Source organism: Lacinutrix sp. Bg11-31 (assembly GCF_002831665.1).
Lineage (GTDB): Bacteria > Bacteroidota > Bacteroidia > Flavobacteriales > Flavobacteriaceae > Lacinutrix.
The window spans coordinates 2845035-2858795 of record NZ_CP025118.1; the positions used below are offsets into that span (position 1 = coordinate 2845035).

The window sequence follows — 13761 nt, forward strand, 5'->3', positions numbered from 1 at the left end:
ATTTTATTTTATTCCTCAATAATACTAAGTAGATGTTTTCCATATCCACTTTTTACTAATGGTTTAATAAGTTCTTGAAGTTGAGATTTGTTAATATAACCCATTTTATAAGCTACTTCTTCTATTGCTCCTATTTTTAAACCTTGTCTTTCTTCTATTACTTGAACAAATTGTGAAGCTTGCATTAATGAATTAAATGTTCCTGTATCTAACCAAGCAGTCCCTTTATCTAGAACACTAACTTTTAGTTTTCCTTGCTTTAAGTATTCTTTATTTACATCTGTTATTTCTAACTCACCTCTAGGACTTGGTTTTATATTCTTAGCAATATTTACAACTTCATTGTCATAAAAATAAATACCAGGAACGGCATAATTAGATTTAGGGTTTTCAGGTTTCTCTTCAATTGAAATAACTTTTCCGTGCTCATCAAACTCTGCAACACCATAACGCTCTGGGTCATGCACATGATAAGCATAAATAACACCTCCTTCTGGGTCACTATTCTCTTGTAATAACTTTTCTAAACCTGTTCCATAAAATATATTATCCCCTAGAATAAGCGCAACTTTATCTTTGCCTATAAAATCGGCTCCAATAATAAAAGCTTCTGCTAAACCATTAGGCTCTTCTTGAATTGCGTATTCGAAATTACACCCAAATTTTTTTCCATCTCCAAGTAAAGCTTCAAATAAAGGTAAATCGTGAGGTGTAGAAATAATTAGTATATCTTTTATACCAGACGACATTAATGTTGACAATGGGTAATAGATCATTGGCTTATCATAAATAGGCATTAGTTGTTTACTTACTGCCAATGTTAATGGGTGTAAGCGTGTGCCTGATCCTCCTGCCAATATTATACCTTTCATTTATTGTTATATTTATTTAAATACCATTCTATTGTTTTTTTTATGCCTGTTTCAAAGTTCTCGTCTGCTTTCCAACCTAATTCTTTTTCTAGCTTGTTTGCATCAATGGCATATCTAAAATCGTGTCCTGGTCTATCTTTTACAAAAGTAATTTGTTCTTTATACGACTTCTTAGATGGTTTAACATTATCTAAAATCTCACAAATTGTTTTTACAATACACAAATTGTCTCTTTCGTTTCTTCCTCCAATATTGTAAGTTTCTCCTGCTTTACCCTTTTTATAAACCAATTCAATCCCTTTGCAATGGTCTAAAACATATAACCAATCGCGAATATTTTTCCCATCTCCATAAATTGGAATATTCTCACCAGAAATCGCTTTTCTAATAATGGTTGGTATTAATTTTTCGTTATGTTGTTTTGGCCCATAATTATTAGAGCAATTAGTCGTAATAACATTTAATCCGTAGGTATGAAAATAACTACGCACAATAAAATCTGATGATGCCTTAGATGCGCTATAAGGGCTATTTGGGGCATAAGGTGTTTGCTCTGTAAACAAACCTGTTTCACCTAAAGTTCCATAAACCTCATCGGTTGAAATGTGGTGAAATCTTGCCGCTTCAAAACCTGTTTTTATTTGATTTGGTCCATCCATCCAATACGCCTTTGCAACATCAATTAAGTTAAATGTTCCAGTAATATTAGTGTCTATAAAAGCACTTGGATTTTTAATAGAATTATCAACATGAGATTCTGCTGCAAAATGAATTACGCCAGAAAAGCTATATTTATTAAACAAATCTTCAAGAAGTTCTCTATTACAAATATCTCCTTCTACAAAAGTATAACTTGGGTTATTTTTAACCTCTTTTGTATTTGTAATATCTCCTGCATATGTAAGCTTGTCTAAATTTACAATATGGGTGTCCTTATTGTTTTCTAAAAAATATAGTATAAAGTTAGAGCCTATAAAACCTGCTCCACCAGTAATTAAAATCGTTTTAATCTTCATAGTTTTTAGCATAATTTACCACTCTAAATATAAGATAGAATATACATAATAAAACAAATGCTAGTGCAGGGAAAATTAAAGAGTATTTATCTCGCCAACTACGTTTTATTTCTCCAACACCTTGGAAGCTTGATATGACAGCATAAAGCTTATCTTCTTCAATTTTTTGTTGATCTAACGATTTTAACTGGTCTCTAATAATGTTTTCTTTCTCCAATAGTTCATACTCACGTGTTGTAGATCTAGTATCATTAGAGAGTGAAATTCCTCCTAAGTCTATTTTTTTAGAACCTGTTTTAGACTCGTCTGTTCTTACTTTTATGTAAAATGTTTTTAAACTATCAATTTCTTGAAGTTGGGTTTTTAGATTTTGCTTTTGTAGTTCTCTAAGTTGTTCTTTTTTTATAAACGCTTCAGCTGAAAATTGATTAGTAAATGCTGATGCAACTCCCTTTTCAAGATTTTTAAAAATATCCTTTTGTGATGAATATGCTGTAATTAAAAACAAGTCTCCCGAATATAAACTTCTGTTTTCTATATAATCATCAAACGTCATTTCTTCCTTTCTTACAGAATCAAGACGTTGCATAAAACCTTGGTATTGTAAAATTCTATCATTCTCTGTTTCAGGACCTGGCTCAACTTTAAACCCTAAAATATTCTTAACATCCAAACTTATAGAATCCTCAACAAAAATATTACTTAATGCATCGTAATCCCTTTCTGCTATTAGTGCATTAAAATACTTAATATTAGTAACTAACTGGTATTTAGACCCATAAAAAGGCTCTACTAACATCTCAGACTGATAAGACACGTTCTTTGTTTGCTCTAACACATACCCTATTATTGTAAAAACGACGATTACTCCTAGAATAATTTTCCAACTATTAATAAATATCTTTACAGTATGGATAGCTACAGAAAAAACTGCTTTTATTACCGATGTAAAAAAGCTTACAACTTTAGTTAGTGCGTTTCCAATGAGGTTAAAAAACACAATTAAATCTACTTCTTCGTTACTGTTTTTATTTGATGGTAGTTCTTGACTCATAATTTATTCTAATGGTTAATTAAAAATTTGTTGTAATATCTTTCTTGTTATTAAATATGTAGGTTTTACGCCAGACGTTCCTAAACCTCCAGAAGCTAATGTACTTCCTGTTTCTAATGGGTTATCACTTGCGTAGTATGCATATCTCACTTTTACATCTGGATTAATACTACCGCGTACTTTTGATGCTGCTTGTATTGCTTTTTGGTAATGCGCACCTTCCATTTCTAAACCTATAACATTCCAGGTTGAATTAAAAAAGAATTTTAAAATGTCTTTGTTTTGAAGAGATGTACCTAAAACAGTAATCATACTACCTTCAAATACTTCAACACCTTGTCCTTCTAAATCAGCTTTACTAAGCTCGTTTTTAAACGGATAATTATCTGCCGTACCTTCAAAAATATGTGCAGATGGAATCATTATATCTCCTTTTCCGCCTTCTAAAATTCCAGCTTTTCCCATTATTGAGATAGACTCGATATTTAAATGTGTTTTCTCTTTGCCTTCTTCGTACGGTTTTAAGAACTCATCTATAGTTTCGTAAGCCTGTTCTCCAAACGCATAATCCATTACAAAAAGCACAGGTTTTTCACTGTTTTTATCAGCTTTATTAAGCCCTAAATCTGTAAGACTTAAATCTAGCTTTGCTGTATCAAAAATCTGTACATTTATATTGGTTCCAGAAGTATCTTTGATATAAATCATTCCTTGCTGTAACGCTTTTTGTGTTACTTTATTGCGTAGGTTTTCATTTTCAGAGCTGCTTAATGCTTCGTAAACCTCAAAAACATCTTTTTTAGATGCCAACGCTTTTAATGCTTGTGGTGCATACAAAGTATTCATAACACTATGTAGATTAGCACTAATAATATGTATTGGTCTTGATAATAAACCGTTTTTTTTAAGTGTTTCTTTTATTGTGTCTGCCCAGCGCTCTCCATGAATGTGGTGACCTAAACGCTCACGTAAAACAGGACTAAAAGTAACTGTACGCTTGTTATTATTTACAACCTCGTCTATAGCAAGTTTTCCTAACCAGTACACAATTTCTAATAAGCGTTCTGGATGTTTGGTTGTTGCAAAAACACTATAAACATCTGTAAGTTCTTTAAAAGTACGACCTAAAATGTTTGCAGTATGTGTTATTGCTATTTCACGCTCTTGGTTCGTTAGTTTCTTTTTGCTTAAGACAGCAGCTTCTAACTTAATCCAATCTCTAGTTGTAGTTCCTTTCTCGTCTATAACTACGCGTTTAAAAATTTTATGAGATTCAACAAATAGAAATGTTAAGTGTGTTAAAATATCGTAGATTTCACTGCGTCCACGCGTGATTTCAATATTCATTTGCTCTTCGTCAATTCTGTAGCAATTACGTCTTCTTTTTGGAGGAATAATAGCTTCAAAATGAGAATTCGCATAACCTTCATCACTTGTAAGGTTAATAAAACGACATTCTTCAATACCAATTGGAAGTCTATCAATAACATATAAAAGTCCTTCTAACTCAGCTTTTTCGTCTGCAATCGAGCCATAAATTTCTGGTCTTAATACTAAAAGAGCTTCGCGAAGCGTTTCTCCAGATATTCCCATAGGCTTATAAAAACCACGATTAAATAAATGTCGCATCGTAATGTACATTCTTTCTATAGCGTTCGAGCTCTCTTGCGCCCTCGTTCTTTCGTGTTTTTTTATTTTACTCATGTAGTTTCATTAGCTAACAAAGATACTATTATTTCAGTATTATTTCAGTATTTAATGCCTTAGCAATTTTTCGATCGTTTGCAAGACGTGGAATTTTATTCTGCCCACCTAATTTCCCTATTGATTTCATGTAATTTTGAAATCCGTTTTTTTGAATTACTGAGATCTTTAAAGGTTGTAAAACTTTACCTATTATTAAGTCTAAATAATAACTATTCTGTTGTTGTAAAGCTTGGTCTATTTTTTGCGCTAAAGCGGAAAGACTTTCAGGTTCGTTTTCAAACTCTATAAACCATTCGTGATATGGTAATCCAGATTCTGGACTAATTTGTGGTGCAACCGTAAACTCATTAATTCTAACTAAAGTACCTTCTGTAGCTATTCTTAAAGCGTGTTCTACTTCTTTACCAATTACATGCTCGCCAAAGGCAGAAATAAAGTGTTTTATACGTCCTGAAACAATAACGCGATATGGTTTTGTACTTGTAAAAATTACTGTGTCTCCAACATTATAAGCCCATAATCCTGCATTTGTAGAAATTATTAAAACGTAATTTTCACCAACTTCAACATCTTTTATTGTAATTCGTTTTGGGTTATCTTCAAAAAAGTCTTCAACTAAAATAAATTCGTAAAACATTCCAGAATCTAGCTGTAGCAACATTCCTTTTTCTTCTTGCTTATCTTGAAAAGCGAAGAAACCTTCACTCGCAGGATACAATTCTATACTATCTACTTTTCGTCCTATTAAGTTTTCGAACTTGGCTCTGTAAGGTTCGTAATTAACGCCTCCAAAAATGAAAAGGTTAAAATTCTTGAAAATATCACCAACTTTTTGTCCTGTTTTTTTCTGAAGCTTTTCAAAATACATTTGAACCCAAGATGGAATACCAGAAATAATAGTCATGTCTTCTGGTAATGTTTCCTCTACTACTGCATCTACTTTAGTTTCCCAGTCTTCAATACAATTGGTTTCCCATGAAGGCAATCTGTTTTTTTGAAGGTATTTAGGTACGTAATGAGCTACTATTCCAGATAATCGTCCTAATTGCACGCCGTTTTGTTCTGTTAAAATGGGACTGCCTTGAAGGAAAATCATTTTACCATCTACAAATTTAGAATTTCCTGTTTCATGAATATAAAGCAAGATGGCATTTCGTGCTGCATTTACATGATTAGGCATACTTTCGGCAGTAATAGGAATGTATTTTGCGCCTGATGTTGTACCAGATGTTTTTGCAAAATAGAGTGGTTTTCCTTTCCAAAGAATATTTTCTTCACCTGCAACTACTCTTTCTACGTACGGTTTTAGTGCTTCATAATCACGAATAGGAACATGTTTTACATAATCGTCATGATTTTTTATAGTATTAAAACCGTGATCTTTTCCAAAGGCTGTTTCCGAAGCTCCTCTAATTAAATCTCGAAAAACCTTTTCCTGGGTTTCAATAGGATTATTAGCCCATTTCTGAACTTTTTTATAAACTCTTTTAGCAAATGGTTTTGCTAAAGCTGCTTTTAGTGATAGCATTATTTGTTGTGTGTTTTAAACCAGTTAATAATTAAACTATCCCTTTCTTCTCTATAGTTTGAAAGTGAATGATTTCCTGCTTCAAATATTTTATATTCAAAATCTTTTTTGTTTGATGCAGTAAGCGAATCTATAATTTGTTGCGCTTCCTCTAGTGCCACTCTAGAGTCATCACTTCCATGAAGAATTAAGGTTGGCTCGTTTAATTTATTATGCCAGAATACTGCTGATCGATTAACGTAAGCGTTTTTGTTTTGTATTGTATCACCAAACAAAGGTTTGTATACATATTGATACATGCTTTCTCTAAATTTAATGGCTTTAAATTTATTGGTTGGGCTTCCTACTACAGCAATACTATTTATATTATCTGTTAATTTAGACACTTGATAAGTATTCATTCCTCCTCTAGAATAGCCTAAAACATGAATATTTTTGGCATCTACAAAATCTAATTCTTTTGCTATATCTATTAACTTTAAAATATCATTTACATCTTTTCCTCCAAACTCATCAACGCCTTCACTTGCTATATTTCCTCTAAGTTGAGAGGCTAAAACTACAAATCCGTTTTCTGCTAATTGATTTATCATTTTTAGTTGGTATGCATTAAGCATTCCAAAACTTTGATTTCCGCCTCTACAAAAAATAATTGCTGGTAATTTTGCCTTTTCCTTATTTGTTATTGGTTTTGCAATAAAACCTTCAATATTTAAACCTTCAGATTTATAATTAATTTTATAGGTTTCCACTCCTTCAATATGAAATGATTCCGTGTTGTTTAAAAGCTGTTGTGAAATAATTTGATTGTGAAAGGTGCTTATATCTTCTTTTTTGCAAGAAAAAAGTATGATGATAATTACAAGGTTTATTACTATTTTCGGAATTCTTCTCACTATTTCTTAAAATCTATAAAATTAGTTGGGTTTACAGAATAACCATCGCTCCATAACTCGAAATGTAAATGTGGTCCTGTAGACAAGTCTCCTGTATTTCCTGAGGTTGCAATTACTTCTCCTGCTTTTACTAAATCGCCTTGTTCTTTAGTAAGCGTAGTATTGTGCTTATATACAGAAAGCAACCCGTAACTGTGCTCTATTAAGATTACAAAGCCTGTTTCTGCTGTCCATTCTGCAAAAATTACTGTGCCATCTGCAGTAGCTTTAACTGGTGTGTTTTTTGCTACTACTATATCTACTGCATAATGTTTTTCTTTAGCATTATATTGCTCACTAATTTCACCATTTACTGGTGGAAATAACACAAAATTAGTTTTAGATTTTGCAGTTTCGAAAAGATTGTATTTATCTTCTTTATCAACTTTTGCTCTTAATATAGAATCGGCTTCACTAGCAGACAAATCTACTTCACTTGCGTCTGTTTTAGCTGCTTCTATTATAGAGTCTCTATTAAACTTTACAGTACTTACTTCGCCTTTTAGTACTTTTCTTATTGAAGCATAATATTGATCGTTATAGGTAATTACCTGTTGTAACGAGTCTGTTTTATAGCTAAGCTCTACTGCTTGCTTTTTTAAAGCGGTTGAAGAATAACCTGGAATATATTCTCGCAATGGCGTAAAAGCAATTAGTAAAATTGTAAAAGCTACTAATGCAATAGACGAAATACCAAGTAGCACAAATACATTTAAACGTGTGAGTTTAAATGTTAATCGCTCCTCGAAAGTATCTTCGTTTAGTATTACTAAACGATACTTATTAAGTAGTTTCTTAGATATTTTTTTAGTCTTTTTAATCTTCTTAGCCATACGTGCTCATCTTAAAACAAAAGTAAATAAAAATATAACTTTACCTATTTAACAATATACTAAAGTTAGCTTTAAAACGCTTTAATTAAACTTTAATTACTAACTTTGTACCTTAAATACATATATTATGATATCATTAAGTATATTTTTAGGTGCATTTGGACCATGGCAAATTGGATTAATAGTTATAGCTATTTTATTACTTTTTGGAGGTAAAAAAATCCCAGAACTTATGAAAGGACTTGGAAGCGGAATTAAAGAATTTAAAGACGCTAGTAAAGAAGATGAGGAAAAAGCTGAAGAAAAAAAGTAAATTTCTAAATTAAACTATATAAAAAACCATCGCAATGCGATGGTTTTTTTGTGCTCAGTATTCTGTATATAATTAATTTATTCTAATAGACTTTATAATAGATTCAAGCTCAAAAACATAATTACGTTTAGATACTGATGGTGCATAAGCAAAACCTTCGGCAACAAGATATCTATTATTAATTTTATCTTCGATTAAATACATAATAAAAGGTCCAGACATAAACTGGTTTTTTACATCCCAAAGTCCTTTAACTTCTATTGTTGGTTTATTATCAATTATTGTTTGGTAAACATGTGGAGCATAAGCCATTTCTGTTGCCATATAACTATCATCTACTGGTCCTGAAATATATTTTTTACCAATAGAATCTCTAGTTCTAATAATTTGACTCACCAAACTATCATCCTTTTTAATAGCGCTTAAAGGTAGTTCGTAAAACAATACATTTGTATAACCAGTTGGGATATCTCGTTTTATCCAAAAAAATTTATCTTCAGGTTTTGCAATAGTATTTGTAACTCTATAATAAGACGGAAACCTCGCCTTTATTCCTAGGGATTCTTGAATCTCTTTAGTTCTAGATAAAGATTTAGACATTTGTGTTTGCTTATATCTTATTTCCTCAGCTTTTAAAGCTTCAACAATATTGTCAGCATTTTTAGTTATTTGTTCTTTAATTTCTGCTATATCCTTTCCAGAAACAGTCACTATTTTTTGTGGCCTTGCATGTACATCTCTTTCTATTTTGAAATTAGCTTCACCTTGTTCAACCTTTAAAATACTTCTGCTTTGTTTTGCAAAACCAGTAAAAACCTGAGTAGGTATTTGACTTAAAGAAAATATTGGCTCTTCCTGTGGCAAACCGTCAATAGGTTGTGCCATAACACTTCTAATGGTTTCACCTACAGTGTTTTTCCACAACTCATTATCTACAACAATAGCTATTTTATTAACTGGGCCTGCAGAATCTGGAAGTATTTTTATACCTCCTTTACTACTATTATCACAAGAAAAGGTAGTGGCTATAATGACTACTAATAGAATAAGTTTACGCATAATTTATTTGTTTTTAGAATTACTAACTTTTCGACACCCTTAAAGTCATGCCTGGTTTTAAATTAGTACCACTAATATCGTTCCAATCTTTAATATCTTGAACAGAAACTCCTGAAAATTTTTGCGAAATACTCCACAATGAATCTCCGCTTTTAACTTTATATGTCTTTCCGTTAAAGTTTGCAGTGCTTTTAGGTTTGCGGGAAGCTTTTGTTATAGCTGAAGGATTTCGTGGATAAACAGTTAAGCGTTGTCCTATCTTAAGGTTATTACTTCTTAAACCATTCCATTGTTTTAACTGGCTTACACGAACACCAAACTTTCTTGCAATCTTACCCAAATAATCGCCTTGTCTTACTGAATAGCGCGTTTTTGTATCTGAATTTTTAAGTTGTGGTAAAGGTTTTTCTCGTTTATCGAATTCTGCTTTAGCGAAAGCATACATTTCTTTTTCGTTATTAACAAAAGCACCAACCACGTTTCTGGGTAATCTTAAGGTGTAATTTTTTCCTTTTATAAAAGGAATAACGTCTAATTTATAAGACGGATTTAAAAACTGAAGCGTCTCCATTTTTACACCTGTAAATTCTGAAACTTGGTCTAAAGTAATCATCTGTTTTACATGAATAGTGTCGGTTTCTACATAATTAAACTGAGGTTTGTGTTGCACAAAACCATGCTCGTCTGCATATTCAAAAATATACATTGTTGCTAAAAAAGCAGGTACATAACCTGCTGTTTCACGTGGAAGATTTGGTCTAATATTCCAGTAGTTTTTATAACCACCTGAACGCCTTATTGCCTTACTTACATTTCCTGGGCCAGAATTATAAGCTGCTAATGCTAAATCCCAATCACCAAAAATTTGATATAATTTTGCTAAGTATGTTGCTGCAGATTTTGTGGATTTTATAGGGTCGCTACGTTCGTCTACATAACTACTTACATCTAGCCCATATTGTTTTCCTGTAGCAAACATAAATTGCCATAATCCTGTTGCTCCAACTCTAGATTTTGCTCTTGGTTTTAATGCTGACTCTACAATCGAGAGATACTTCATCTCTAAAGGGATATTGTAGTTATCCATCTCGCGTTCGAACATAGGAAAGTAATATTTACTTAATCCCATTAAACGCTCCATAGAATGGTGTCTATTTTTTAACCAACGTTTAATTAAGTTTTCTAATTGCGGATTGTATTCTATATTAAAAGGTGTTCTAGCATTTAAGCGCGCTAACCTTGCCTTTAAAGTGTCTGTAGGTAATTCTGGATAATAAACAGCTTCATATTTTAAATCTGTTACATCGCGATAAATAGTATCAAAAAGAGACGTGCTATACAGCTCTTCCATCCACTTTTTATCTATTTCAGAAGCAAATTCATGGTCTTGCAATTCCATCGTTAAATCTATATCCTTTAATGGCTCTATAGGTTTTTTAAAGAAGGCCTTTCCGTCGACTATTGTATCTATTACATAGCTTTCGCCAGCAATTAATTCGGACTCTGAGAGTCGCGTAGTTTTTACTGTTAAAGAATCTTGCGCGTTCAACTGCAATCCGAAGAAAACAAAGAACAGTACAACTATATATTTTAAAACTGATATCATTAAAAAGGGATTGTGTTTAAATTGGTATAACGTAATAATAACAGAAATGGTATTTTACTCTAGAATAGCAGCAATTCCTGGTAGTGTTTTACCTTCTAAACTTTCTAACATTGCACCTCCTCCAGTACTTACATAACTTACTTTCTTCTCGAAACCAAATTGTTTTACAGCAGCTACTGAATCTCCACCTCCAACTAAAGAAAAGGCTCCTTTTTTAGTAGCTTCAGCAATAGAATTTCCTAATGCAATAGTTCCGTTTGCAAAGTTTTCCATTTCGAAAACACCTAAAGGTCCATTCCATAAAATAGTTTTGCTTTTCATTACAACCTCGTGAAATTGCTTTCTAGATTTTGGCCCAGCATCTAATCCCATCCAACCGTCTGGAATTTCATTTATATTGCAAATTTTAGTATTTGCATCGTTACTAAAAGCGTCTGCAATTATAGAGTCTACAGGAATATGTATGTTTACATTTTTAGCTTCTGCTTGCTTTAAAATGTCTAAAGCCATTTCTAATTTATCGTCTTCTACTAAAGAATTTCCAATGCTTCCGCCTTGTGCTTTTACAAATGTAAAGGCCATTCCTCCTCCAATAATAATATCGTCTACCTTATCTAAAATGTTTTCTATTACTGTTATTTTAGACGATACTTTTGCACCTCCTAAAATAGCTAAAATAGGTCTGTCGTCTGACTTTAAAACCTTATCAATACTCTTTATTTCTTGTTCTAATAAAAGGCCAAAACATTTATTCTCAGGAAAAAATTGCGCTATAACCGTTGTAGATGCGTGCGCTCTGTGTGCTGTACCAAAAGCATCGTTTACATAAATGTCTCCAAGCTTAGATAATTGCTCAGCAAAGTCACGATTTCCTTTTGTTTCTTCTTCGTGGAAACGTAGGTTTTCTAATATTAATATTTCTCCTGGTTTTAAATTAGCAGCTGCCTCTTCAGCTTCTGCTCCTACACAACTAGAGACAAACTTAGTTTCTACACCAATTAGATCTTCAACCTTACTTGCAATATGCTTTAAAGAAAACTTATCTTGAACACCTTTTGGACGCCCTAAATGCGACATTAAAATACAACTTCCACCATCTTCTAAAATCTTAATTATTGTTGGTTTTGCGCAAGAAATTCTTGTAGCATCAGTAACTTTAAGGTTATCGTCTAATGGCACATTAAAATCTACTCTAATTAATGCTTTTTTATTTTTAAAATTGAAATCGTTTAAAGTCTTCATCTGTTCTTTTTAAGCTTTTAGTCTAGGTTTACTTTTATTATCCAAGTGTCTCTAAATTGGTATTCTTGAATTAATTCTTGTTGTTTTGTAAAGGCTTCTTTGGCGCTTTCTGTTTGCATAATAGCTACGTATTGCCATCCGTTTTTTGGATTAGTAATAGTAATTGGTGTGTATCCTTTTTTAATAAGATAACCTTCCCATTTTCTAGCGCGAGGACTATCAGAAAACACATTAGTAACTACATAATACCCTTTACTAACATCATTAAAGAGTGTTGAACGTTTTGCTACCAACCTCTTAAAAGCTTTAGAGTTAAAACCTTGTTTTCCTAATGGTTTCCAAACGTATTTTCTTTTACTTTTCGCAACTTCGGCTTGTGTAGTTCTAATAACCTCAGGTTCTATAGTAGATACTTTGCTAACTGGTTCTTTTTCTTCAACTACATCTTCAAAAAAGTCCTGACTAATTTCAGTTTGAAATGCAGCAAAATACATATAAAAACGATCTGAGCGTGTTTTTAATCGCAAAGTCGTAGCGCTCATATTATTGTCTATAATAGAATTGTTATAGTTAGGTATTTCTAACTCTGCAATATCGAAACCTAATGTGTTTCTACTGCTTGGTATACGATCGGAATTTAGTAGACTATTATTTGTAATACTACTATTAAAAAAGTTTTGTTGGTTCCTAACTCCATTACTAAGCGATTGATAAGAACCATCTCTTTTAATAATAGCACATTCGTCTTGCGATAAAGTTATATCTCCTTCTAGTGCAGAAACCACTAAAGATGTTTTTACATCGCCTTGATCTACAGATTTAAAGTTTTTAAATGTAATATCTACAGGTAAATTATTTACTAATGCAAAACCATTATAAGATGCAATGTATTTTGGATTATCTGTAGGCGATTGGTAAACAATATAAAGCATCCATCCTGCAGCGCTTCCGCCAGAAATATAACCTTGCGACGCTTTTACATTGGCCACAGTGTAGTTTCCGTTTTGCTCTTCTGCATCTCTAAGTATTTTTGTAACATCTGCAAAACAAACGTAAGGAGAGTTTATGGCATGTGTTGGATTTTTTGCTCCATCGTATAAAATATTCCCACCAATGGTTTGGTATTCGCCATTTGGTGTTTTAAATTTTACTGTATCTATTGCTCGATTTTGCCTAAAATCACCTTTATACTCGTAACTATCTTTCGATTTTCTTTTTTTTCCTTGCTCAAGGCTATATGTTGCTGTCCAGTATAATGCAGCATAAGTAATTTTCTTTAAATTATCTGGGAGCTTTAATTTAGCCGAACTTGAGCTAAAGGTAGATTTATCGTTGTCGATGTCGATGTATTTCATTTTTACATCGTCATTAATAACATTCATATCGTTAAAATCATTCGTTTTATGTTCTCCTAAAATACTGTTTCCAATAGTTTTAGAGTCTCCATAAATATAAAATTCGTTTACCGATTTAAAATCTACACCATCGTAATCTAAACGATCTTTAATCGCTTCTTTTTCTTGCGAATAGACGTTAGAAAATCCTAAAAAGGAAATACATATTAGTAATAATACTCTCATTAATTGTGGTTTCATG

12 protein-coding genes are annotated in these 13761 nt (G+C 32.2%); 1 reads left to right on the plus strand and 11 read right to left on the minus strand.

All coding sequences use genetic code 11. From position 1 onward, the window contains the following. Positions 1-8: 8 nt before the first annotated feature. The 7 genes from rfbA to CW733_RS12845 form a co-directional block, all read right to left on the minus strand. Positions 9-872, minus strand: a complete 864-nt coding sequence (gene rfbA / locus CW733_RS12815; RefSeq protein ID WP_100997553.1) for a glucose-1-phosphate thymidylyltransferase RfbA — start codon at positions 870-872, stop codon at positions 9-11. Continuing rightward, a complete protein-coding gene (rfbB, locus tag CW733_RS12820; protein ID WP_198520135.1) occupies positions 869-1882 on the minus strand; it encodes a dTDP-glucose 4,6-dehydratase in 1014 nt (337 codons plus the stop codon). Before rfbB ends, rfbA begins: the two co-directional genes overlap by 4 nt. Continuing rightward, positions 1878-2942: a hypothetical protein gene (locus CW733_RS12825; RefSeq protein WP_100997555.1), complete on the minus strand. Its 1065-nt coding sequence runs from the start codon at positions 2940-2942 to the stop codon at positions 1878-1880. The genes rfbB and CW733_RS12825 overlap by 5 nt, the downstream gene beginning before the upstream one ends. A gap of 15 nt (positions 2943-2957) precedes the next feature. Further along, positions 2958-4646, minus strand: a complete 1689-nt coding sequence (locus CW733_RS12830) for a hypothetical protein (protein ID WP_100997556.1) — start codon at positions 4644-4646, stop codon at positions 2958-2960. A gap of 28 nt (positions 4647-4674) precedes the next feature. After that, on the minus strand, positions 4675-6177 hold the full coding sequence (locus tag CW733_RS12835; RefSeq protein ID WP_100997557.1) for a GH3 auxin-responsive promoter family protein: 1503 nt from the start codon (positions 6175-6177) through the stop codon (positions 4675-4677). Then, positions 6177-6929, minus strand: a complete 753-nt coding sequence (locus tag CW733_RS12840) for a S9 family peptidase (protein WP_157811576.1) — start codon at positions 6927-6929, stop codon at positions 6177-6179. The genes CW733_RS12835 and CW733_RS12840 overlap by 1 nt, the downstream gene beginning before the upstream one ends. A 143-nt stretch (positions 6930-7072) precedes the next feature. Further along, a complete protein-coding gene (locus tag CW733_RS12845; RefSeq protein ID WP_100997559.1) occupies positions 7073-7945 on the minus strand; it encodes a M23 family metallopeptidase in 873 nt (290 codons plus the stop codon). Positions 7946-8072: 127 nt separating this feature from the next. Here CW733_RS12845 and CW733_RS12850 point away from each other — a divergent pair, with 127 nt between their 5' ends. After that, the gene (locus CW733_RS12850; RefSeq protein ID WP_100997560.1) at positions 8073-8258 is read left to right on the plus strand and encodes a twin-arginine translocase TatA/TatE family subunit; all 186 of its coding nucleotides are present in this window, start codon (positions 8073-8075) and stop codon (positions 8256-8258) included. A 72-nt stretch (positions 8259-8330) separates the two neighbouring features. Here the strand turns inward: CW733_RS12850 and CW733_RS12855 are convergent, their stop codons facing one another. Genes CW733_RS12855 through CW733_RS12870 form a run of 4 tightly spaced genes read right to left on the minus strand, consistent with a single transcriptional unit; the run spans position 8331 to position 13760 of the window. Then, positions 8331-9317 carry a DUF4837 family protein gene (locus CW733_RS12855; RefSeq protein ID WP_100997561.1) on the minus strand — a complete coding sequence of 329 codons (987 nt, stop codon included), beginning with the start codon at positions 9315-9317 and terminating at the stop codon, positions 8331-8333. Positions 9318-9339: 22 nt separating this feature from the next. Next, positions 9340-10923, minus strand: coding sequence for a LysM peptidoglycan-binding domain-containing protein (locus tag CW733_RS12860; RefSeq protein ID WP_100997562.1), 1584 nt, complete (start codon positions 10921-10923; stop codon positions 9340-9342). A gap of 54 nt (positions 10924-10977) precedes the next feature. Beyond that, entirely contained in the window at positions 10978-12165 is a 1188-nt protein-coding gene (gene pgk / locus CW733_RS12865) for a phosphoglycerate kinase (RefSeq protein ID WP_100997563.1), read from the minus strand. 17 nt (positions 12166-12182) lie between these two features. Next, a complete protein-coding gene (locus tag CW733_RS12870) occupies positions 12183-13760 on the minus strand; it encodes a hypothetical protein (protein ID WP_100997564.1) in 1578 nt (525 codons plus the stop codon). Position 13761 lies beyond the last annotated feature (1 nt).